Origin of the sequence: Aureimonas sp. N4, assembly GCF_001463925.1 — a bacterium.
In the GTDB taxonomy this organism is placed as follows: Bacteria; Pseudomonadota; Alphaproteobacteria; order Rhizobiales; family Rhizobiaceae; genus Aureimonas; species Aureimonas ureilytica_A.
Window position 1 is genome coordinate 81,531 of the sequence record NZ_BBWS01000030.1, and the last position, 22,512, is coordinate 104,042.

Here is a 22,512-nt window from a genome sequence, read left to right on the forward strand (position 1 = left end):
TCCCGTCCGCTCCTCCCGAGTCCGCCGCCATGCCTGCCCCGCGTCCCCTCTCCCACCTTGCGTCCGGCCATCGACGGCTGCTGGCGCTCGCACTTCTCCTTTTGGCCTTCGCCGCCCCGGCGCTGGCGCAGGCCCTGCCCGCTGATGCCAAGATGATCGAAGGTTTCGACGCGGTGGTCTTCAGCGCCGAGATCACCGGGGCATTCAGCGATTCGAGCTATCTCAAGAAATTTCCCGGCCCCGTCCGCGTGCGTGTCGAAAACGACTCCGAGATCGACCGCGAGCAGGCCGTGGCGAGCTTCGTGCGGGAGATCAATCGGCAGGTGGATGGGCTCGACATCACGATGGCCAAGCGGGGTGAGGCGGCGAATTTCGTGGTGCATGTGGTGGATCGCGACGATTACCAGCGCGTCGGGCGGGAGGTCTATCACCGCCCTTTCGGCACCACGCCGGGTAATTGCATCGCGCGCGCCAGCTATGGGCGCTCCGGCATCACGCGGGCGGACGCGATCATCGTGTCGGACGAGGGCGACCTTCTGTTTCGCCGCTGCCTGATCGAGGAGGTGCTGCAAGGGCTCGGCCCGCTCAACGACAATTCCGACGCGCCGCAAAGCGTCTTCAACGACACGTCGAAGCTGACCCGATTCACGCCCTATGACCGAGTTCTCATGAACATGCTGTATGACGAGCGCCTGACGCCCGGCATGAGCCGAGGCGACGCCGCGCCCCTTCTGCCGACCATTCTGAAAGAGGTTAAGCGGCGTCTGCGCCTGTGAAGGGTCGTTAGCACCCTCTTCACCATGATCGCACCCGAGCGGGGGGAACAGATGACCAAACGTCATCGATTCACCAATCGCTCAAATTTACGGCGGCATCCTCGCGCCAAGCGGCTCGTTCCCGAGCCTTTCGCGACCCCCGAGGTGTCCGCTGATGTTCGCTCGCCCTCTTCTGGCGTTTTCCCTTATCGTCACGACTCTGACCGCCGTGCAGGCGCAGGAGCGCCGCCCCTTGAGCCTCGACAGGCGCGAGGCCGCAGAGCGCGTGCTCCAGCTTTCGCCGGGCAGCGGCGTCGTGCCGGGCTATCAGGCGCAGACTTTGACGCAAGCCTATCCGGCCGGCACGGTGATCTTCCGCGGCAACATCCCCGTGGGCGTCATCAGGCGCGATGGTGGGCCGGTGGAGCCGCTCGGCTCCTACCAGTCGGCCGACCCTGTGGTTCTGGGCGCATCCCCGCCGCCGGTCGCGCGCCGCCATGTGGAGCGCCGTCGCGAGCGCCAGCCGCTCTTTGCCAGCGCGAGCGCCCCTGCCCGCCATATGGCCCCCGAGCCTGCGACCCGACGCTTGGGCCAGCGCAACACCGCCCCGCGCGCGCTCGCGCCCGCCTTTCTGCCGCAGGAGGTCGCCTATTCCGGTTATGCGCCGGGCACAGTGGTGATCGATACGAATGCGCGCTTTCTTTACCTCGTGGAAGCCAATGGACGCGCCACGCGCTATGGCGTGGGCGTCGGCAAGCCGGGCTTCGAATGGGCCGGTACGCACCGCGTCAGCCGCAAGGCGGAATGGCCGGATTGGACCCCGCCCTCCGAGATGGTCGCGCGCGAGCGCGCCAAGGGGCGCATCCTGCCGGCGCGCATGGAAGGCGGCATCGAGAACCCGCTCGGCGCCCGCGCGCTTTATCTCGGCTCCTCGCTCTACCGCATCCACGGCACCAACCAGCCTTGGACCATCGGTCAGGCGGTTTCCTCCGGCTGCATTCGGATGCGCAATGAGGATGTCGTCGATCTCTATGACCGCGTGCCGGTCGGTGCGCGCGTGATTGTGCTCTAACGGCAACAGGTCAGGACAATCGCGCGCGAGGGCGGTTTCCTCACCTGCCCGCGCCCCATCTTCCCTGACACGATAAGGCCGGCGAAGAGTCTCGCGACCGGATTGTTTTAATTCAAGTTTTCGCCCGTTTCGAAGGATTGTTCGATGCGTATCATCTCGTCCAAAACGGCCATGCTCGCGGGGCTCGCCAGCCTCGTCCTGATGGGAAGCGCCAGCGCCGAAACGCGCTATTTCGACCACAGCACCCAGCAATGGGTTGTGCGCGGCGGCGGCGCGAATGCCACCGTTCCGAGCGCCGGCGCCACACTTGGCCGTGCCCCGGTGCGCGTGGCGCGCCAGCCGCAGGCCATGCGCCCGGTCGATCCGCGCTTCAAGCGCCAGACCGTGCGCATCTCCACCCAGGAGAAGCCCGGCACGATCATCATCGATACGGACCGCAAGTTCCTGTATTTCGTCGAGCCGGGCGGCATGGCGACGCGCTATGGCGTGGGCGTCGGCAAGGAAGGCTTCGCCTGGGGCGGCACGATGAAGATCGGCCGCAAGGCCGAATGGCCGGGCTGGACCCCGCCGGCCACGATGGTCGCCCGTGAGCGCGCCAAGGGCCATATCCTGCCCGCCTATATGGCCGGCGGCCCGGACAATCCGCTTGGCGCGCGCGCCATGTATCTCTATCGCGGCGGCGGCGATTCCATGTTCCGCATCCATGGCACCAACCAGCCCTGGACGATCGGCCTCAACATGTCGTCGGGCTGCATCCGCATGATGAACGAGGACGTGACCCATCTCTACTCGCGCGCCGATCGCGGCACGAAGGTCATCGTGCTCGGCCCCGGCCAGTCCGGCAGCGGCGTCTATGCGGAAGCCGGCACGGTTCGCCAGCCCGGCCGCGGTCTACTGGCGTCCGTCTTCGGCGGCTGACACGGTCTGAGAAGTTCTCTCGAAAAGGCCCGCTCATTGGCGGGCCTTTTTTGTTGCGCTTGGCGTCTCTGCCTATTCGGCTGCAACCTTGCGTTCGACCCGGCGGAAGTCGCGACCGGCGAGCTTCTCCGGCTTTTCGCCGCCGAAGGCCCAGTCGAGCAGTTCGATCGTGTGCAGGATCGGAATGCCCGTGGCCGATCCGATCTGCGTCATGCAGCCGATATTGCCGGTGGCGATCAGATCGGGCTTCACGCGCTCGATATTGGCGACCTTGCGGTCGCGCAGCTTGGCCGAAATCTCGGGCTGAAGGATGTTGTAGGTGCCCGCCGAACCGCAGCACAAATGGCCCTCCGGCACGTCCCGCACGGTAAAGCCGGCCTGGGCGAGGAGCACTTTGGGCGCCTGGGTGATCTTCTGCCCGTGCTGCATGGAGCAGGCGGAATGATAGGCGACAATGGCCTCGACCGGGTTTGCCGGCAGCGGCAGGTCGAGGCTGGACAGGAATTCCGTGACGTCCTTGGCGAGCGCCGAAACGCGCGCGGCCTTCTCGGCATAGGCGGGGTCGAGGCGCAGCATATGGCCGTAATCCTTGATCACCGTGCCGCAGCCCGACGCGGTGATGACGATGGCGTCGAGCTCCAAGCGCTCGGCTTCCCCCGCCCAGACATCGACATTACGCCGGGCAAAATCCAGAGCCTCTTCCTCGCGGCCCATATGGTGGGTCAGCGCACCGCAGCATCCCTCCCCCTTCGGCAGGACGATCTCGACGCCAAGCCGGTTGAGAAGCCGCACGGTCGCCTCGTTGATGCCGGGGTCGAGCACGGATTGGGCGCAGCCGCGCAGCAAGGCGACGCGCTTTTGCACCGCGCCGGCGGGCGCGCGCAGGCCCGGCCGGTCATTGGCGGACGCCGCAGGCACATGGGCCGGCGCGAGCTTCAGCATGGCACCCAGCGGCTTCAGAGGCTTGACGCCCGCGAGCGCGTCCGCGAAGGGCCGCGCCAGGCGCGCGAGTTTCAAGCTCCAGCGGAAGCGCTCGGGATAGGGCAGGACGCGGGCGAGCACCTCGCGGATCATGCGGTCGGCGAAGGGCCGCTTGTAGGTGCGCTCGATATGGGCGCGCGCATGGTCCACGAGATGCATGTAGTTCACGCCCGAGGGGCAGGTCGTCATGCAGGACAGGCAGGACAGGCAGCGGTCGATATGCGTGACCGTCTTCTCGTCGGCCGGGCGGCCGTTTTCCAGCATCTCCTTGACGAGGTAGATGCGCCCGCGCGGACTGTCGAGCTCGTTGCCGAGCGTCACATAGGTCGGGCAGGTCGCCGTGCAGAAGCCGCAATGGACGCATTTGCGGATGATCGAGGCGCTTTCGGCCGTATCCGGGTTTTGAAGCGCCGTCGGGGTGAATGCGGTTTGCATCGGGTCAAGTCATCCGGCCGGGATTGAGGATGCCGGCGGGATCGAACTGATCCTTGAGGCGGCGGGACAGGGCGGCGAGCGGGGCCGGCTGCGGCTGGAAGACGGGAAGGCTCAGCCGCTCGGCCTCGGGCGCGCGCACCAGCGTCGCATGGCCGCCGCCATGGCGCGCAAGCAGCCCGCGCACGAGATCGGCCTCGCTGCGTCCACCATCCATGCGCAGCCAGACGAGGCCGCCCTGCCAATCGTAGAAGGCGTCGGCCGCCGCCTGCATCCGCAGCGCCATGACGAAATCATGCCCCTGCATCGGCGGCAGAGACACGCGCCAGACCGGGCTTTCGGTGCCGTCGGCAAAGGGTGCGACGTCCCGGATATCGCGCCAGAAGCGCTCCGACGCCTCGCCCTCCAGCCGCTCCAGCGGGCCGACGCGAGAGAGTCCCGCACCCAAATGCTCGGCCCGGGCTGCGACAGAGGGGCCGAACCCGTCGAGCCGAATGGCGGTCGCGGCCTCCCGGCCCAGCTCGCCACCGAGCACGCGCGCGGCGACGCCATAGGGCAGATGCGACGCGCCCGAAGCCTCGACCGAGGAGCCGAGCGCAGCGCTCATGGCCTGCGCCGCCTCCCCGTCCGACAGGCCGCGCAGCAGCAGCGTGGTCTCGGCCGGGGGGCGTGGCATGGTCTTGAAGATGACATCGGCCATCACCGCGAGCGTGCCGTAGGAACCGGCCATGCCCTTGGACAGGTCATAGCCCGTGACGTTCTTCACCACGCGCCCGCCGGAGCGGAAGATTTCGCCCCGGCCTGACACGGCGGTGACGCCCAGAATATGATCGCGCGCCGCGCCCTGCTTCAGCCGGCGCGGGCCTGACAGGTTGCAGGCGAGCACGCCGCCGATCGTCCCTTCGCCGGCCGGGCGGCCGTGCAAGGGGCCGTAATCCATCGGCTCGAAATCGAAGCGCTGGCCGCGCTCGGAGAGCAGCGCTTCGATCTCGGCGATCGGGGTGCCGGCCCTGGCGGAGATGACGAGTTCTTCCGGCTCGTAGAAATTGACGCCGGAGAGGCCGGCGAGAGACAGCGTGTGCGCAGCCTGGACCGGGCGGCCGAGCCCCGTCTTGGAACCACGGCCCTCGACGGCGAGCGGCTCCTTGCGAGCCAGCGCCTCGGCCACGACACCGCGCAGCGCCTCGACGCTTTCGGGACGGAACGGGTCCGGCACAGCCGGCGCGTTCGGGGAAAGGGACATGAACTCTCAGAACCTCGGCAGGTCGGGGAACGGCAGCTTGCCGGCATGGACATGAAGCCGGCCGAGTTCGGCGCAGCGATGCAGCACAGGAAAGACCTTGCCGGGATTGAGCAGATGGCGATCGTCGAAGGCGCATTTGACGCGGATCTGATGCTTCAGATCGTCTTCGGCGAACATTTCGGTCATGAGATCGCGCTTCTCAATGCCGACGCCGTGCTCGCCCGTCAGCACGCCGCCGACCTCGACGCAGAGGCGCAGGATGTCGGCGCCGAAATCCTCGGCCCGCTGAAGCTCGTCGTCCTTCGACGCATCGTAGAGAATGAGCGGATGGAGATTGCCGTCTCCGGCATGAAAGACATTGGCCACCCCCAGCCCGTATTTCTCCGAAAGAGCCTTCATGCCGGCGAGCACGCGGGGCAACTCCTTGCGCGGGATGGTGCCGTCCATGCAGAGATAATCGGGCGAGATGCGCCCGACCGCGGGAAAGGCCGCCTTGCGCCCCGCCCAGAAGCGCATCCGCTCCTCGGCCGATTGCGAGACGCGCGCGGTGGTCGCGCCGTTCTTGGTGGCGATGCCCTCGACTTCCGAGAGGAGATGATCGACCTCCGCTTTCACGCCGTCGAGTTCCACGATCAAAAGCGCTTCGACATCGAGCGGATAGCCCGCATGGACGAAGGCCTCCGCCGCGTGGATCGCCGGTCGATCCATCATCTCCATGCCGCCGGGAATGATGCCCTGCGCGATGATCTCGGCCACGCAGGCCCCCGCCTGTTCCGAGGTCGGGAAGCCGATCAACACGGCGCGCGCGGTTTCGGGGGCCTGGAGAATGCGCACGGTGACTTCGGTCACGACGCCGAGCAACCCTTCCGAGCCGGTCATCAGGCCCAAGAGATCGTAGCCCTCCGCATCCAGATGCTTGCCGCCTAGGCGGATCACGTCGCCTTCCATGGTGACGAACTCGACGCCCAGCACGTTGTTGGCGGTCAGCCCGTATTTGAGGCAATGCACGCCGCCGGAATTTTCGGCCACATTGCCACCGATGGAACAGGCGATCTGCGAGGACGGATCGGGCGCATAGTAGAAGCCGGCATGTTCCACGGCCTTGGTGATGCCGAGATTGGTGACACCCGGCTGCACCACGGCGCAGCGATTATCGAAATCGACATCCAGAATGCGATTGAAGCGCGACAGAACCAGAAGCACGCCATCTTCAAGCGGCAGCGAGCCGCCCGACAGCGACGTGCCGGAGCCGCGTGGCACGACGGGAATGCGATTGGCGTGGCAATAGCGCAGGATCGCGGCGACCTGCGGCACCGTCTCGGGCAGCACGACGGCGAGCGGCAATTGCCGATAGGCGGTCAGCGCGTCGGTTTCGAACACGCGCATTTCCACGCTCGCATCCACCACGCCTTCACCCGGCACGATGGCGCGCAGCGCCGACACGATCTCGGCCCGCCGGCCCAGAATCTCCGGGCTGGGTTTGGGCATGGCGATCGTCATGGTTTCCTCCCGTCCTCCACGACATGAAGTCTGCCGACACGGGCGCGGACAGGCCGGCCGGCGGATTTGGAACGATGCTAAGGAAGCCCCGCTCCAAAGTCCATTGCCGGGCGGAAACCGGGAACGACCCGTCCGGCCCGCCCGTTGATCTCAGGACAATGGAGACATTCGATGAGCCAGACGGACGAACGCCACAAGCCGACCGCCCCGGAAGAGACGCCCCGCGCCGTCGAGCCCGAGGGCGTGACGCCGGGCGGGCAGGAACGCCCGATGACCGAGGAAGAGGAACTGGACGAGGCTCTGGACGAGACCTTCCCCGCGTCCGACCCGATCTCTCCCAGCCGCATCGACGGCCCCAAGATCGACCCCGGCAAACATCTCTGACACGATGTCACAGGTAGAACGGGCGGCTTTCGGGCCGCCCGTTTTGCGTCGGGCTGTCAGTTCTGGACCGCCTGAACCGAGCCGCCATCGACCCGCAGATTCGCGCCGTTGATGAAAGACGCCCGCTCGGACACGAGAAGCGCGACGGCCGCCGCCACCTCGTCCACCCGCCCCCGGCGCTTCTGCACGATGCCCGGACGCTCCTCCTCCAGAAAGGACTGGATCGCCTCGTCTTTCGACGTGCCGCGCTCCTCGGCGCGTTTTTCCATCATCTCGTCCGTCATCGCCGTCTCGATAAAGGCGGGGGCGACCGTGTTGACGAGAATGCCGTCAGCGGCCAGCCTGTAGGACAGGCCCTTGGCAAAGGCCGCGACGCCGGCCTTCGCGACATTGTAGGTCGCCTCTTCCCAATAGGGCTGGACGGCGTTTTCCGACGTGATGCAGACGAAGCGGCCCCAGCGGCCCTTCTTCATTTCCGGGATCGCGGCCCGCGCGACGCGCACCGCCGACATGAAATCGGTCTGCCAGGCCTCTTCGTAATCGGCGTCGGACAGTTCCAGCGGATCGCCCTTGGCGCCCGTGATGCCAGCGGTGTGAACGGCGATGTCCAGCTTGCCGAACCGCCTGATGGCCTCGGCCACGATGGCATCGGCGTCGGCTTGCTTTGTCAGATCGGCTTGAACGAGAATCGTGTCCTGCGGCAACTCGCCCCGGCGCGCATTCGCCTCGTCCAGCTTCTTGTCCGCCAGAACGAGCTTTACGCCCTCCTCGGCCAGGAGTTTGGCGACGGCAAAGCCCATGCCGCCATCCGCGCCGGTGATGAGCGCGACGCGCCCCTTGATAATCAGGTCCATGTCGCAGGAAACTCCCAGAAAAAGCGCCGGCCCTTGGATCCTGTGACCGGACCAAGGGGACGGCTGGAAAGACCGGCCATGTTCGCTAAAACGCGAGGGACAGGCCGGCATCATGTCGGCGACAACGAATGCTCCGCAGGTTGGTTTCGCCCTGCTCGGAGCCAGCGGCCGCGAGGACCGATGCCTGATTACGATTTTTCCGGTCAGCGCCTCTTTCTGGACCATGACCTCTCGCCCGGCCTCAGCGTGGAAGCGACGCCCGAACAGGTCAATTATCTCCTGAATGTTCTGCGTTTGGAGGACGGCGCGTCGATCCTCGCGTTCAACGGGCGGGACGGCGAATGGCGCGCCAGCCTGAAGCGCGAAAGCAAGAAGCGCCTGTTTCTCGTGCCGGAGGAAAATCTGCGCGACCAGACGCCGCGCCCCGATCTCACCTGGCTCTTCGCGCCACTCAAAAGCGCCCGGCTCGACTACATGATCCAGAAAGCGGTGGAGATGGGCGCGGGGCTGATCCAGCCCGTCATGACGCAGCATTGCCAGGCCCCGCGCTTCAACCGCCAGCGCGCAGAAGCCAATGCCGTGGAGGCGGCCGAGCAATGCGGCGTTCTCTCCGTGCCCGAATGCCGCGACATCCAGAAGCTCGACAAGGTTCTGGCCGAATGGGACGAGGCACGCACGCTGCTCTTCTGCGACGAGCGGGCGGGCGCGGAGAGCCCGGTGGAGGGGCTCTTGCCCCTCGCCGGCCGGCCGCTCGCCCTCCTCATCGGCCCCGAGGGCGGCTTCTCGCGAGAGGAGCGCGAGACGCTGCTCGCCCTCCCCTTCGTCAAGCCGATTTCGCTGGGGCCGCGCATCCTGCGCGCCGACACGGCCGCCGTCGCGGCGCTGGCCGTGGTGCAGGCCGTGGCGGGAGACTGGCGCAGCCCCGCGTCTTCATGACCCTTCCGGCGTCCGCAGCGTTCACCGTCTGGCTCTTGCGCCTTGCCGGGAAAGCGGACAGACACGCAGATGTTGCGCCGGCTTCCGCGCCGGCTCCCTAGAATCGACTTCGTCCCGGAGCTTCTCATGGCGCGCGACACGACCGATCTCACCCCCATCCGCTCGCTGGACGAGCTGGTGGACCATATCCGCGCAGGCGAGAAGCCGGTTTCGGCCTTCCGCCTCGGCACGGAGCACGAGAAATTCGGCTTTCGTTTGGCCGATCTCTCGCCCGTGCCCTACGAGGGCGAGGACGGCATCCGCCGCATTCTGGACGAGTTGCAGGCGCGCACAGGCTGGGAGGCGATCGTCGATGACGGGCGCATCATCGGGCTCGCCGGCGGCAGCGGCGAAGGCGCGATCTCGCTGGAGCCCGGCGGGCAGTTCGAACTGTCGGGCGCGCCGCTGGAAACGCTGCACGAGACGCTGGCGGAGACCGAAGCTCATCTCGACCACGTGAAGGAGATCGCCGGGCCGCTTGGCATCGGCTTCCTCGGCATCGGCGCCAGCCCTCTCTGGACGCTGGCCGAGACGCCCGTCATGCCGAAGTCGCGCTACAACATCATGAAGCGCTACATGCCGAAGGTCGGTACGCGCGGCCTCGACATGATGTTCCGCACCTCCACCATCCAGGTCAATCTCGACTTCTCCGACGAGCGGGACATGGCGCGCAAGATGCGTGTCGGCCTCAAGCTCCAGCCGCTCGCCTCTGCTCTCTTCGCCAATTCCCCCTTCACCGAGGGCAAACCGAACGGGTTTCTGTCCTGGCGCTCGGGCGTCTGGCTGGATGTCGACAACCAGCGCTCCGGCCTCCTGCCCTTCGCCTTCGAAGGCGGCTTCGGCTACCGCGACTATGTGGAATGGGCCCTCGACGTACCAATGTATTTCGTGATGCGCGAAGGGCGCTATCACGACGTGACCGACATCACCTTCCGCCAGATGCTGGACGGCGCGCTGAAGGGCCGCGTGCCCGACCCCGAGCCCAATATGGGCGACTGGGCCAACCATCTCTCCACCGTCTTCCCCGACGTGCGCCTCAAGCGCTTTCTCGAAATGCGCGGGGCCGATGGCGGTCCGCTGGAGGATATCGTCGCCCTCCCCGCCTTCTGGTGCGGCCTTCTCTACGACGATCAGGCGCTGGACGAGGCCGAGGCGCTGACCGCCGACTGGAGCTTCGAAGAGGTCGATCGGCTGCGCTCGGCCGTGCCGCGTCTCGGCCTCCATGCGCCCTTCCGCGAGGAGACCATGCTCTCCATCGCGCGCCGCGTGGTGCCGATCGCCGAGGCGGGGCTGGAGCGACGCGCCCGGCTCGATTCGGCCGGTCGCAGCGAGGCGATGTATCTCGCTCCCTTGCGCGCGCGAATCGACAGCGGGCGCACGGCGGCCGACGATTTGCTGGCGCGCTTCGAAGGCGAATGGGGCGGGCGTTTCGAGGCGCTGTTCGCTCACCTCACCTATTGAGCCGGGATCGAAGCTGACGCGCCTGCGGATGACGGCACGCCCGTGAAGCCTTTGCCTTGGCAGAGCCGGCTCGCTGGCCCATGCTGGGCCGATCCGAGAGACCGGCCGGTACGCGCGAAGGAACAATGCGATGACGGACTTCTTCGACTGGCTGAAAGCGGCGGGCGCGGGTGAAGCGGCCGACACGCTGGCCGCCCGGTTTCGTCTGAGCCACGAGGAAATGCGCGCCACGACCGACGCGCTGGTGCCGGCCTATATCCTGGGAATGCAGCGGGCGATGATCGACCCCAAGAGCTGGTCCGATCTGGCCGAGCGCTTCGGCGCCATGGGCGGACTCGGCCCCGGCGGCTTCCTGTCCGGCCCGGCCGGCGAGATGGTGACGAAGACGCTGTTCGGCCCCGATCTGATGAGCGCCGTGGCGCGGCAGGCCTCGCTTCTGACGGGCCAGGCGCCCGACATGCTTCAGCAGCTCATGCCCCAGTTCGGCGCGCTGGTCTTCAACGCGGCGCTCCAGACCATGGCGGCCGGGGCCGGCAACTGGACCAAGAACTTCCCGAGCGACACGGCCGGCCAGACCCTCGCGGAAGCGATGCGCCGCTCGGCCAATGCGGTGGAGGCCTTCCACCGTCCCTCGGCTCCCGCTCCCATGCCCGGCTCCCCGGCCGCCATGACGGCGCTGTTTTCCGACGCATGGCGCACGGCCTTCCCATGGGTGATGCCGGCCGCCAGCGCGCCGACGCAGCCGAGCCCCGCCGTCCCGGCCTCTTTCCCAGTCGATCCATTCGGCATGATGGCGGCGATGACGCGGGCCTTCACGCCGCAGAGCGCGCCGCCGCAACCCGCCCCGATTCCTGATTCGCAGGCTTCGCGCCGCGATCCCGTGCTCGACATGATCACGAATGCGCAATCGGTGCAGGCCGACTATTTCAGCGCCATGGCCAGACTTTTCGATCAAAAACCCCGCTCGCAGGGCTGATCGGGGCGAAGGCGAAGAGCACAAGCGCAGGTTTTCCAGGGCCGGCGGGCAAAAGTTTCGCCCCGGTCCCTTGGATCGGAACACGGCTGCCCCCTATAATCCGGCATCTTCAATGGGGGGCGCTTGGCCCCCACGGACACCGGATGCTGATCGTCAACCTTCTGATCGTCGTTTTCCTGATCTTTTTGAACGGGTTCTTTGCAATGTCGGAATTGGCCGTTGTGTCGGCCCGCCGAATCCGGCTCCAGCAAATGGCGCAGAATGGCAGCAAAGGGGCGGCCGCCGCTCTCAAGCTGGTGGACGATCCCACCGGCTTCCTGTCCACCGTTCAGGTCGGCATTACTCTTGTCGGCATTTTCGCGGGCGCGTTCGGCGCCTCGGCCTTTTCCGAGCCCGTGGCCGAAATCCTGCGCCCGCTGCCACTGATCGCCAACCACGCCGATACGATCGCCTTCGCGCTTGTGGTCGTGCTCATCACCTATTTCTCGCTGATTCTGGGCGAGCTGGTTCCCAAGCGATTCGCGCTCGCCCATTCCGAATCGATCGCCGCCTTCGTCGCCCCGTCCATGCGCCTGATCGCCATGATCGGCGCGCCGGTGGTCTGGTTCCTGCGCTTCTCGACCGAGACCGTCAGCAAGCTGGTGGGCGCGCGCGCCGCCAGCGAGAACTCGGTGACGGAAGAAGAAGTGAAGGCGATGATCGCCGAAGGCACCGAGTCGGGCGTCTTCGAGGAAAAAGAACGCGAGATGCTGGAAGGCGTCCTGCGGATCGCCGACCGGAACGTGCGCTCCATCATGGTGCCCCGCCCGGATGTGGCCTGGATTTCGCTGGCCGACGACCCGAACGCCATTCTGGACGAGATTCATTCGAGCGGCCACTCGCGCTTTCCCGTCGCCAAGGAAGACGTGGACGATCTCGTCGGCGTCGTTCAGGCCAAGGATCTCTTGGAGCAATATCGTCGCACCGGCACGATCGATGTGAAGGCGGTCGTGCGCGAGCCGCTCTATGTCAACGAGACCATGCCGGTTCTGAAGCTGCTCGACCGCTTCCGCTCCGTGAACATTCACATGGCCATCGTGATCGACGAATACGGCTCCTTCGAAGGCGTGGTGACGCCGACCGACATTCTCGCCTCGATTTCCGGCTCACTGCCGGAAGGGGCTGAGGAGGATTATTCCGTCGTTCAGCGCGAGGACGGCTCCTACCTCATCGACGCCGGAATGCCGATCGACGATGTGGAGCGGCGTCTGGGCTCGGGCAGCCTGCCCAAGGAGCGCGACTACGAGACGCTGGCCGGCTTCATCCTCGACCAGTTCGGCCATATCCCGGAGGTCGGCGAGTTCATTCAGTATGGTTCATGGCGCTTCGAGGTCGTGGATCTCGACGGGCGACGGGTCGACAAGATTCTCGCCACGCAGCTCGGTGAGTTGGAGCCCGCGCGCGAAGAGGCTTGATCGCCTCGTCGTCCGAATTCAGATACAAAAAGACCCGCCGCGAGAGGCTCGCGGCGGGTCTTTTGCATTCAAGCGGACGATGGCGCGGGATCAGAGCGAGCGGCGGCGCTCGCTGGCCCGCACGGCCAGCCGGTAGGTCGGGTCTTCGCGCCAGTCGGCATGAAGCGCCTCGTGAACGTCATCGCGTTTCAGGCCGATATCGTTCAGGAGGTAATCCGGCAGTTCCGACATTCGATAGGCTGCCCGGCGATTGCGCATGGTGCGGACGATCGCTCGAAGCGCCACGAAGCCGATGCGGATCGACTGGGCGAGGGTTTCCACGGAGGGAGCGGGTGTCTTCGATGCGAGCGTCATGGCCGTTTCTCCTTTCGAAAGCCAATCCTGGCGCGGCAGGCAAAGCGCCATCCTTCGCGCAGGACGGTCTGTCCGCGCGTTGAAAGGCAGCATGTCCCGGCTGGGCCGGTTCACACTCTCCGCTGTGTCGAGGGCTCAAGCCACCCGGTTTCGCGGTCTCGTCTCTGGCTGTCGAGAATGGAGATAGTCCGGCTTGACGGATCAGACCAACGAATGTTTCTTATGCCCAGCATCACCGATCATTATGGGTGGCGACCATGGCGACTCCCCTCGATCTCGACCAGCTTCGCACCTTCGCCGCGATCGTGGACACGGGCAGTTTCACCCGCGCGGCGGAGGAAGTGTTCAAGACGCAGTCCGCCGTTTCCATGCAGGTGCGCCGCCTGGAAGAGCGGCTGGGAACCGAGCTGTTCGAGCGCTCGGGCCGCGCCGTGAAGCTGACGGAAGCGGGCGGGCGGCTCCTGACCTATGCCCGCCGAATGCTGACGCTCAGCCAGGAAACGCTCGCCGCCTTCGACGAGCAGACGATCGAGGGCCATGTGCGCATCGGCCTGCCCGATGATTACGCGGAGCGTTTCCTGCCCGAGATCATGGCGCGATTCGTGCGCTCCAATCCGCGCGTCGAATTGCAGATCGCCTGTGAGACCACCTCCAGCCTGATCGAACATGTGGACAAGGGCCATCTCGACGTGGCGCTCGTGTGCCCCTCCAAGACCCACGCCTGGTCGGAGATCGTGCGCACCGAGCCGCTGCATTTCGTGACCTCGGCCGCGCATAACATTCACGAGGAGCCGATCCTGCCGCTCGCCATCGGGCGTGCCGACTGCAACTGGCGCCAGCAAGGCATCGACGCGCTGAACCGGATCGGGCGAACGCATCGCATCCTTTTCACCTCCTGGTCGGCGCAGATCGTCACCTCGGCCGTCTTGGCGGGTCTGGCCGTCAGCGTCTTGCCCGAATGCGCGCTGCGGCCGGGAATGCGCGTTTTGAACGAGACGGACGGTTTTCCCCGCCTGCCCGACGCGCAGATCGCCGTCATGCGCGGGCGCAACACGGATTCGCCCGTCATCTCCGCCCTGGTCGATCATATCCGAGAGAGCCTGCACAATTTGACGCCCGCCCTGCCGCCGCAGTCGCAAAGCCGCCTGCCCGAAACGCGCATGATCCGCACGCAGCGGCTGCGCCCGAGCGTCGGCGTGGCCGGCTGGTAAAGGCATGAGCGATCTGATGGAGCAGGCTACTGCCAGCAATGTCGCGGAATATTCGGTGTCGGAACTCTCCGGCGCGCTCAAGCGCACGGTGGAAGATGCGTTCGGCCATGTGCGCGTGCGCGGCGAGATCTCGGGCTATCGCGGGCCGCACTCCTCGGGCCACGCCTATTTCGCGCTGAAGGACGACAAGGCGCGGCTGGAGGCCGTGGTCTGGCGCGGCAGCTTCGGCAAGCTCGCCTTCAAGCCGGAAGAGGGGCTGGAGGTCATCGCGACCGGCAAGCTCACGACCTTTCCCGGCTCCTCCAAATATCAGATCGTCATCGAGGCGATGGAGCCGGCGGGCGCGGGCGCGCTCATGGCGCTTCTCAACGAACGGCGTCTGAAGCTCGAAGCCGAAGGGCTCTTCGCCGCCGAGCGCAAGCGTCCCCTGCCCTTCCTGCCCCGCGTAATCGGCGTCGTCACCTCGCCGACCGGCGCGGTGATCCGCGATATTCGGCACCGCATCGCCGACCGCTTTCCGCTGCATGTCCTGGTCTGGCCGGTGCGCGTGCAGGGAGAGACCTGCGGCTCGGAGGTCTCGGCCGCGATCGAGGGCTTCAACGCCATTCCGCCCGGCGGCAAGATTCCCCGCCCCGACGTGATCATCGTGGCGCGCGGCGGCGGCAGTCTCGAAGACCTCTGGGGCTTCAACGACGAGGCCGTGGTGCGCGCGGCGGCGGCCTCCGACATTCCGCTGATCTCGGCGGTCGGGCACGAAACCGACTGGACCCTGATCGACCACGCCGCCGACCGGCGCGCGCCGACGCCCACGGGCGCGGCCGAAATGGCCGTCCCCGTGCGGGCCGATCTCGTCGCCATGCTGGCCGCCATCGAGGCGCGCAGCGGCGCGGCGATCTCGCGCACGCTTCAGGCGGAGCGGCGGGCGGTCGCGAACTTGGCCCGCGCACTCCCTTCCGCCGACGCGCTGCTCGCCCTGCCCCGCCGACGGCTGGACGAGGCGGACGCGGCGCTGGAGCGCAACCAGCGGCTTCTGATCGGCGAACGGCGGCGGCGGCTTTCGGAGTCCGGCCTTCTCCTGTCCCCGGCACGGCTGGAATCCTCGATCCGCGACAAGCGGGCCGATCTGCGGCATCTCGATTCCATCCTGATCCACCGGCTGGACTCGGCGCTGCGCGAGCTTCGCCACGATCTCGATCGGCTCGGCTCGTCCTTGCGCCCCCATATCGTGACGCAGCGCAGCGGCGAAGCGCGCCATCGGCTGGCCACCGCGTCGGACCGGATGGACCGGGCTTTCTCGGCCGTGCAGGAGCGCCGCCGCGCCTCGCTGGCAGGGGCATGGCGCGTCGCCTCCAGCCTCGACCCGCGGCAGGTGTTGGAGCGGGGCTACGCCATTATTCGCGGCGAGAACGACGTGCCGATCACGCGCGCGGAAGACCTCGTGCCGGGCTCGAGCTTCGAGATCGAATTCGCGCGCGGTCACCGCCGCGCCGCCATCGCGGCAGCGCCGGACGCCGACGCCGTGCCGACCGCCAAGCCGGCCAAGGGCGCAAAACGCGCCAAGCGCGAGCAGATGGACGTGGTGCAGGGCGATTTGTTCTGACGCGGCGCTTCCATCTCAGATCGAAGTGAGATGGCCGTGATGGAGGTGCAGCACCCGGTCCATCGCGCCATCGGGCAGGTTGGCATGGGTGGCGAGGATCACGCTGCGGCCCTCCGTCGCCTCAGCCAGGTCCAGGAGAAACGCCTGTTCGGTTTCGGGGTCGAGCCCGCTGGTCGGCTCGTCCAGAAGCAGGATCGGCGCGGGCGAGAGCAGCGCGCGGGCGAGAACCAGCCGGCGCGCCTGCCCCGCTGAAAGCGTGCGCCCGCCCTCGCCAAGCGGCGTCTCCAGCTCTTGCGGCAAGGTGGCGACGAAGCTGCGGAGCCGCGCGCGGCGCAGCGCGTCCCAGAGTTCATCGTCTGTCGCATCGCTGCGGCCGATCCTCAGATTCTCCGCGATCGTGCCCAGAAAGACCGGCGCGTCCTGTTCGAGCAGCGTCAGACGCTGGCGCAGGGTTTCGAAGGGTATGTGGACCATATCCTGCCCGGCGATCTCCACGCGTCCCCGGTCGGGACGCAGCAGCCCCATGGCGAGCGCCAGAAGCGTGGACTTGCCGCAGCCGCTGGGGCCAGTGAGCGCGATCCGCTCGCCCGCTTTCAACGCCAGACTGGCGCCATCCAGAATGGGCCGCGCGCCGCGCGGTGCGAAAAACACGCCTTGCAGGCTCAAAGTCGCGCCAGCCGGAAGCGTGGCAGGCCGGGCCGGCGTGGCCAGCGTCTGCGGCAAATGCGCGAGCGCATCCAGCCGCTCGGCCGCCGCGCGGGACGCGCCCAGCCGTGCGACGCTGCGCACCGTGCCGGCCACCGCCTCGAAACTGCCGAGAACGGCCAGCATCAGGGCGACCAGAACAGGTCCGCCGATCTGCCCGCCCCGCAGCGCGGCGAGGCCCGGCATGAGCACGCCGATCAGCGCCGCGCCGGACAGGAGATGGATCGCACCCGCCGCCAATGCGCTCTGCGCGGCGAGCCAACGGCGCGAGGCGGACAGGTGCCGCGCGCCGCTTTCCAGGCGCTGGCGAGCCTCCCCGACGGCCCCGAAGAGGCGAAGGTCCGCCTGACCGTCGATCGCGTCGATCACGGTGCCGCGCAACGAAGCCAGCGCCTCGATTCCTTGCGCGCCCGGTTCCCGAGAGGCACGGGCCAGAGCCAGGGGCACGGCAATGGTGGCGAGACCGAAGGCCAGGGCATAGGCCAGCGCCGCACTTGGCAAGAGAAACACCAGCGCCAAGGCGAGCGCGCCGCCCGCGAGGAGCCCCGTCACCATGGGGCCGATCGCCAAGAGGAAGATCACATCCAGCGCTTCCACATCGGCGGTGAGACGCTGCACGAGATCGCCCCGCGTCAACTCCTTCCTCAGCGCGCCGAAGCGCGGAATGGCAGCGCGAAACGTCTCGGCGCGGATATGGCTGAGCGTGCGCAGGGTCGCATCATGGCCGACGAGCTTTTCGCCATAGCGCGACAGGATGCGCACGAGCGACAGGCCGCGCACCGCAGAGGACGGGCCGAAGAGGTTGAAGCTCACGGCGGCCGTTGCGAGGAAGGCGCTGGTGAGGAACCAGCCCGAGAGCGCCAGAAGCGCCGCGCCGGAGAGAAGCGTCAGAAGCGAGAGCGCGAGCGTCAGGGCAAAGCGGCCCTTGCTCTGCGCGAAGACGGGGGCGAAGCGGCGAAGCGCGCTCATGCGGCATTCTCCCGGCTGGCGAGGATGGGGCGGGGCCGGCCCGATAGCGGGATCAGCCGGCGGTTCTCGATACGCAGCACGAGGTCCATGCGCTGGGCGACTTCAAGCGAATGGGTGGCAATGACGAGCGTGCGCCCGCTCTCGCCGGCAAAGCGCAGGATGTCGTCCAGCACCTCGCACTCGGTCTGGCGATCCAGATGCGCCGTCGGCTCGTCCAGAAGCAGGATCGAGGGCTGGCGCAGATAAAGGCGGGCCAGCGCCACGCGGTGCCGCTCGCCGCCCGACAGACCGAAGCCGCCTTCGCCGATGCGCGTTTCCAGTCCGTCGGGCAAATCCAAGGCGAAATCGAGAACGCGGGCGCGCTCGGCCGCTTCGATCAGTGTCGCGTCGCCTGCCAGCGGATCGGCAAGGCGGATATTCTGTGCGATCGTGCCGGCGAAGAGATGCGGGCGCTGTGGCAGCAGGGCGACGGCCTGGCGCAGGGCCGGCTCGGTGATCTCATCCAGCGGCCGGCCGGCCAGCCGGATCGTGCCTTGCGCCGCGCGAAGGCCCGCCAGGGCTTCCAGAAGCGTGGACTTGCCCGAGCCGCTTGCCCCCAGAATGGCGACATGGCTGCCGGCCGACAGCAGAAGATCGGCCGCGTCCAGAACGGGCCGCGCCCCATCGGGCGTGCGCAGCGTCAGCGCGCAGACCTCGACGCCGGCAGGCTCGCTTAAAGGTGTGGCGAGGTCCGGCTCCTGCGCCGGCTTGGGAGAAACGAGAGCCGGCAGCGTGCCGAACTGCGCGGCGATCTCACCGACCGCCGCCTTGGCGCTGGCCCGGTCGTGATAATGGGCGGCGAGCTGGCGCAGCGGCGCGTAGATTTCGGGCGCCATGAGCAGGCAGAAGAGGCCGGCTTCCAGCGTCAGCGGCGCGGAGCCGAGCGTCACGAAACCCAGAAACGACAGGCCGACATAGAGCGCCACGCCGGCGATGCCGAGCGCGGCGAAGAATTCGAGAACCGCCGACGACAAAAAGGCGATGCGCAGGACTTTCAGGGTGCGCAGCCGCCATTCCTCGCCGGCCCGCGCCATGGCCTCTTCCGCCCCCTCGGCCTGACCGAACAGGACGAGGGTCGAGAGGCCGCGCAGCCGATCCCCGAAGAAGCCTGACAGGCGCGACAGGGCGGAGGCCTGCGCCTCGCCGGCCGCCTCCGCACCCCAGCCGACCAGCGCCATGAAAAGCGGGATCAGCGGCGCGGTGACGAGAAGAAGAAGGCCGACGACCCAATCCACGGGCAAGACCCAAGCGGCAAAGGCGACCGGCAGGATTGTCGCGGCTACCATGGCCGGGAGGAAGCGCGCGAAGAACCCGTCCAGCGCCTCCACCTGTTCGAGAAGCGCCGAGGCCAGCGCGCCCGAGGCGTGACCTGCGCCCCAATCCGGCCGGCGCGCCATCCAATCATCGAACAGGGCGAGACGCAGGCGCGCCTTGATACGCTCGGCCCCGGCCGATCCCGCGCGCTCCATGCCATAGGCAAGCCCCGCCCGCGCCAGAAACAAGCCGGCCAGCGCCAGCGCGCCCTTCGTCTCCGCTTCAAGTGCAAGCGTGCCGGACGCGGCTTCACCCAGGAGATGGGCCAGAACCCAAGCCTGAGCGACGACGAGCACGCCCGAGACAAGCGGCAGCGCGACGGCGAGCGCCAGCGGCCAACCGCCAATGGTGCGAAGGCCTCCCAGCCAACGCCGCTCGCCATCGCGCCCGCGCCCCCCGCCCACCCGATCCGCGCCCATCGCCCTGTCCTCTCGCCTGTTCGTGGAAAGGACTAGGCGACGCGCGGCGCGGCGGCATTGATTCAAATCAAGGCGCGCCCGGCGCGGCGGGTCTAGGCCTCATTGCGAACCGGACGGTTCCGGCATCTCTCAAAGGCGGGCAGACCCATGATCGACATGACGGTCGTCGACCTGTCGCGACTCCAGTTCGCGGCGACGGCGATGTACCATTTCCTTTTCGTACCCCTGACGCTGGGCCTGTCGGTTCTGATGGCCGTCATGGAGAGCGTCTATGTGATGACCGGCCGCGAGGTCTGGCGGCGCATGACGCTGTTCTGGGGCACGCTGTTCGGCATCAACTTCGCCATGGGCGTCGCCACCGGCATCGTCATGGAATTCCAGTTCGGCATGAACTGGAGTTATTACAGCCATTATGTCGGCGACGTGTTCGGCGCGCCGCTGGCGATCGAGGGCCTCATGGCCTTCTTTCTGGAAGCGACCTTCATCGGCCTCTTCTTCTTCGGCTGGGACCGGTTGAGCCGCGTCGGGCATCTCGCGGTGACATGGCTCACGGCGCTCGGGGCCAATTTCTCCGCGCTCTGGATTCTGATCGCCAATGGCTGGATGCAGAACCCGGTCGGCTCGACCTTCAATCCCGAAACCATGCGCATGGAGATCACGGACTTCATGGCCGTGGTGTTCAACCCGGTGGCGCAGGCAAAGTTCGTCCACACGGTCTCGGCCGGCTATGTCACGGGCGCGATGTTCGCGATCAGCATCAGCGCGTGGTTTCTTCTGCGCGGCCGTCATGTCGACCTCGCCAAGCGCTCGATCGCGGTGGCGGCGAGCTTCGGCCTCGCCTCCGCCCTGTCGGTCGTCGTGCTGGGCGACGAGAGCGGCTACACCGCGACCGAGCATCAGAAGATGAAGCTCGCGGCCATGGAGGCCATGTGGCATACCGAGCCCGCGCCGGCCGGTTTCAACCTCTTCGCCATTCCGGGCGACAAGGAAAATTCCTTCGAGGTGCAGGTGCCCTATGCGCTCGGCCTCATCGCCACGCGCTCCATCTCGGGCGAAATTCCCGGCATTCTCGAGCTCGTGCAGACGGCCGGCCAGCGCATCCGCAACGGCCAGATCGCCTATGCGGCGATGGAAGCCGTGCGCGCCGACCCGTCCGACGCTAAGGCGCGCGAGACCTTCGCCGCCACATGGAAGGATCTCGGCTACGCGCTGCTTCTCAAGCGCTACCGCGAGGATGTGGTGAACGCGACGCCTGAAGAGATCACGCAGGCCGCCTTCGACACGGTGCCGGGCGTGGCCCCGCTCTTCTGGAGCTTCCGCCTCATGGTGGTGATCGGCTTCTATCTGATCGCCTTCTTCGCCACCGCCTTCTGGCGCGCCTCGAAGCACCGGATCGGCACCAATCGCGCCCTTCTCTGGATCGCGCTTCTCTCCCTGCCGACGCCCTGGATCGCCATCGAGGCGGGCTGGTTCATCGCCGAATATGGCCGCCAGCCTTGGGTGGTGGAAGGCGTGCTGCCGACCTTTTACGCGGCCTCCGGCCTGACGCTGACGGACCTCTCCATCAGCCTCGCCTTCTTCCTGACGCTCTACACCACGCTCGCCATCGTCATGGTCTTCCTCATGCTGAAGACGATCAAGGCCGGCCCGAAGGCGGCAGCCGACTGGATCGACGACGCGGGCGGCTCGCGCTTCGTGCCCAAGGGCGCCGCCGCATCCCCCGACCATCGCTGAAAGCTGAACCCATGACCCAACTTCCCCTCGACTACGAAACGCTCCGGCTGGTCTGGTGGGCGCTCCTCGGCACGCTTCTCATCGGCTTTGCGATCATGGACGGCGTCGATCTCGGCGTCGGCGCGCTCCTGCCCTTCGTCGCCCGATCTGACGAGGAGCGGCGCATTCTCATCAACCTCATCGGCCCGACCTGGGAAGGCAATCAGGTCTGGCTGATCCTGGGCGGCGGCGCGATCTTCGCCGCCTGGCCGGCGCTCTATGCGGCGAGCTTCTCCGGCTTCTACCTCGCGATGATCGTGATCCTGCTGGCGCTGATCCTGCGGCCCGTCGGCTTCAAGTTCCGGGGCAAGGTCAAGGACCCGCGCTGGCGCGAGACCTGGGACTGGGCGCTGTTCGTCGGCGGCTTCGTGCCGGCGCTGATCATGGGGGTGGCCGTGGGCAATGTCGTGCTCGGCGTGCCCTTCGGCCTCGATGCGACGCTGCGCCCGCACTATGCCGGCAATGTCTTCGGCTTGCTTCGCCCCTTCGCGCTTCTCTGTGGCCTCGTGTCGGTGTCCATGGTGATCACGCTCGGCGCGAGCGTCATCGCCACGCGCTGCCCCGGCGCGGTGGCGGACCGGGCGCGGTCCTATGGCCGCATGGCGGCCATCGCCTCGCTTGCGCTCTTCGCGCTTGGTGGGCTCTGGGTCGCCTTCGGGCTCGATGGCTATGTCGTCACCAGCCGGCAGATCGGCGCGGCGGCGTCCAACCCGCTGGCCAAGAGCGTGGTGCGCAAAACGGGCGCCTGGATCGGCAATTACTCCAGCCACCCCTGGATGCTGATCGCCCCGGCGCTTGGCTTCCTCGGTTCGGCGCTGGCTTTGCTGGCGCTCGGGAAGCGCGGCGGCGTGGCGGCGATTCTGGCGTCGGCGGCGGCCGTGTTCGGCATCGTCTCCACCGCCGGGCTCTCGCTCTTCCCGTTCCTCCTGCCCTCCAATCTCGACCCGAACGTCAGCCTGACCGTGTGGGACGCCTCGTCCAGCCATCTGACGCTCTTCGTCATGCTGATCGCGACGCTCATCTTCCTGCCGATCGTCCTGGCCTACACGACCTGGGTCTATCGCGTCATGCGCGGGCCGGTGACGGCCACGTCCATCGGCCGCAACCCCAACGCCTACTGAGG

19 protein-coding genes are annotated in these 22,512 nt (G+C 67.3%); 12 read left to right on the plus strand and 7 right to left on the minus strand.

Going from position 1 to position 22,512, the window contains the following annotated elements:
* Nucleotides 1-29 precede the first annotated feature (29 nt).
* The 3 genes from AUL28_RS09575 (at nt 30) to AUL28_RS09585 (ending at nt 2,745) form a co-directional block, all read left to right on the plus strand.
* Nucleotides 30-776: a DUF2927 domain-containing protein gene (locus AUL28_RS09575; RefSeq protein ID WP_062231953.1), complete on the plus strand. Its 747-nt coding sequence runs from the start codon at nt 30-32 to the stop codon at nt 774-776.
* Between the two features lie 154 nt (nt 777-930).
* Nucleotides 931-1,827 carry a L,D-transpeptidase gene (locus AUL28_RS22065; protein WP_082640368.1) on the plus strand — a complete coding sequence of 299 codons (897 nt, stop codon included), beginning with the start codon at nt 931-933 and terminating at the stop codon, nt 1,825-1,827.
* 144 nt (nt 1,828-1,971) lie between these two features.
* Nucleotides 1,972-2,745 carry a L,D-transpeptidase gene (locus AUL28_RS09585; protein ID WP_058601510.1) on the plus strand — a complete coding sequence of 258 codons (774 nt, stop codon included), beginning with the start codon at nt 1,972-1,974 and terminating at the stop codon, nt 2,743-2,745.
* Nucleotides 2,746-2,817: 72 nt separating this feature from the next.
* Here the strand turns inward: AUL28_RS09585 and glcF are convergent, their stop codons facing one another.
* Genes glcF through AUL28_RS09600 form a run of 3 tightly spaced genes read right to left on the minus strand, consistent with a single transcriptional unit; the run spans nt 2,818 to nt 6,901 of the window.
* Entirely contained in the window at nt 2,818-4,161 is a 1,344-nt protein-coding gene (gene glcF, locus AUL28_RS09590; RefSeq protein WP_062231955.1) for a glycolate oxidase subunit GlcF, read from the minus strand.
* A gap of 4 nt (nt 4,162-4,165) precedes the next feature.
* On the minus strand, nt 4,166-5,401 hold the full coding sequence (glcE, locus tag AUL28_RS09595) for a glycolate oxidase subunit GlcE (RefSeq protein WP_082640369.1): 1,236 nt from the start codon (nt 5,399-5,401) through the stop codon (nt 4,166-4,168).
* A 6-nt stretch (nt 5,402-5,407) separates the two neighbouring features.
* Nucleotides 5,408-6,901, minus strand: coding sequence for an FAD-linked oxidase C-terminal domain-containing protein (locus AUL28_RS09600; protein WP_062231957.1), 1,494 nt, complete (start codon nt 6,899-6,901; stop codon nt 5,408-5,410).
* 171 nt (nt 6,902-7,072) lie between these two features.
* Here AUL28_RS09600 and AUL28_RS09605 point away from each other — a divergent pair, with 171 nt between their 5' ends.
* A complete protein-coding gene (locus AUL28_RS09605; protein ID WP_062231959.1) occupies nt 7,073-7,285 on the plus strand; it encodes a hypothetical protein in 213 nt (70 codons plus the stop codon).
* 56 nt (nt 7,286-7,341) lie between these two features.
* Here AUL28_RS09605 and AUL28_RS09610 read toward each other — a convergent pair whose 3' ends face one another.
* Nucleotides 7,342-8,139, minus strand: a complete 798-nt coding sequence (locus AUL28_RS09610) for an SDR family NAD(P)-dependent oxidoreductase (RefSeq protein ID WP_062231961.1) — start codon at nt 8,137-8,139, stop codon at nt 7,342-7,344.
* A gap of 180 nt (nt 8,140-8,319) precedes the next feature.
* Here AUL28_RS09610 and AUL28_RS09615 point away from each other — a divergent pair, with 180 nt between their 5' ends.
* From AUL28_RS09615 to AUL28_RS09630, 4 genes are all read left to right on the plus strand, one after another.
* Nucleotides 8,320-9,075 carry a 16S rRNA (uracil(1498)-N(3))-methyltransferase gene (locus AUL28_RS09615; RefSeq protein WP_062231963.1) on the plus strand — a complete coding sequence of 252 codons (756 nt, stop codon included), beginning with the start codon at nt 8,320-8,322 and terminating at the stop codon, nt 9,073-9,075.
* A 126-nt stretch (nt 9,076-9,201) separates the two neighbouring features.
* Nucleotides 9,202-10,575 (plus strand): glutamate--cysteine ligase, encoded by a 1,374-nt coding sequence (locus tag AUL28_RS09620; protein ID WP_062232047.1) that lies wholly within the window; start codon nt 9,202-9,204, stop codon nt 10,573-10,575.
* A gap of 130 nt (nt 10,576-10,705) precedes the next feature.
* Nucleotides 10,706-11,551: a hypothetical protein gene (locus AUL28_RS09625; protein ID WP_062231965.1), complete on the plus strand. Its 846-nt coding sequence runs from the start codon at nt 10,706-10,708 to the stop codon at nt 11,549-11,551.
* 143 nt (nt 11,552-11,694) lie between these two features.
* On the plus strand, nt 11,695-13,005 hold the full coding sequence (locus AUL28_RS09630; protein WP_058601503.1) for a hemolysin family protein: 1,311 nt from the start codon (nt 11,695-11,697) through the stop codon (nt 13,003-13,005).
* 90 nt (nt 13,006-13,095) lie between these two features.
* On the opposite strand, the gene AUL28_RS09635 is transcribed toward AUL28_RS09630, so the two are convergent.
* The gene (locus tag AUL28_RS09635) at nt 13,096-13,359 is read right to left on the minus strand and encodes a DUF1127 domain-containing protein (protein WP_058601555.1); all 264 of its coding nucleotides are present in this window, start codon (nt 13,357-13,359) and stop codon (nt 13,096-13,098) included.
* A gap of 257 nt (nt 13,360-13,616) precedes the next feature.
* On the opposite strand from AUL28_RS09635, the gene AUL28_RS09640 reads away from it, so the two are divergent.
* Together AUL28_RS09640 and xseA are read left to right on the plus strand one after the other, a co-directional pair.
* Nucleotides 13,617-14,570 (plus strand): LysR family transcriptional regulator, encoded by a 954-nt coding sequence (locus AUL28_RS09640; RefSeq protein ID WP_062217952.1) that lies wholly within the window; start codon nt 13,617-13,619, stop codon nt 14,568-14,570.
* A gap of 4 nt (nt 14,571-14,574) precedes the next feature.
* Nucleotides 14,575-16,170, plus strand: coding sequence for an exodeoxyribonuclease VII large subunit (xseA, locus tag AUL28_RS09645; protein WP_062217955.1), 1,596 nt, complete (start codon nt 14,575-14,577; stop codon nt 16,168-16,170).
* 15 nt (nt 16,171-16,185) lie between these two features.
* Here xseA and cydC read toward each other — a convergent pair whose 3' ends face one another.
* Nucleotides 16,186-17,844 (minus strand): thiol reductant ABC exporter subunit CydC, encoded by a 1,659-nt coding sequence (gene cydC, locus AUL28_RS09650; RefSeq protein WP_062231967.1) that lies wholly within the window; start codon nt 17,842-17,844, stop codon nt 16,186-16,188.
* Nucleotides 17,841-19,616: a thiol reductant ABC exporter subunit CydD gene (cydD, locus tag AUL28_RS09655; RefSeq protein WP_062231968.1), complete on the minus strand. Its 1,776-nt coding sequence runs from the start codon at nt 19,614-19,616 to the stop codon at nt 17,841-17,843. Before cydD ends, cydC begins: the two co-directional genes overlap by 4 nt.
* A gap of 147 nt (nt 19,617-19,763) precedes the next feature.
* Here cydD and AUL28_RS09660 point away from each other — a divergent pair, with 147 nt between their 5' ends.
* Entirely contained in the window at nt 19,764-21,350 is a 1,587-nt protein-coding gene (locus AUL28_RS09660; RefSeq protein ID WP_062231970.1) for a cytochrome ubiquinol oxidase subunit I, read from the plus strand.
* A gap of 11 nt (nt 21,351-21,361) precedes the next feature.
* Nucleotides 21,362-22,510 carry a cytochrome d ubiquinol oxidase subunit II gene (cydB, locus tag AUL28_RS09665; protein ID WP_062231973.1) on the plus strand — a complete coding sequence of 383 codons (1,149 nt, stop codon included), beginning with the start codon at nt 21,362-21,364 and terminating at the stop codon, nt 22,508-22,510.
* The last annotated feature ends 2 nt before the right edge of the window (nt 22,511-22,512 follow it).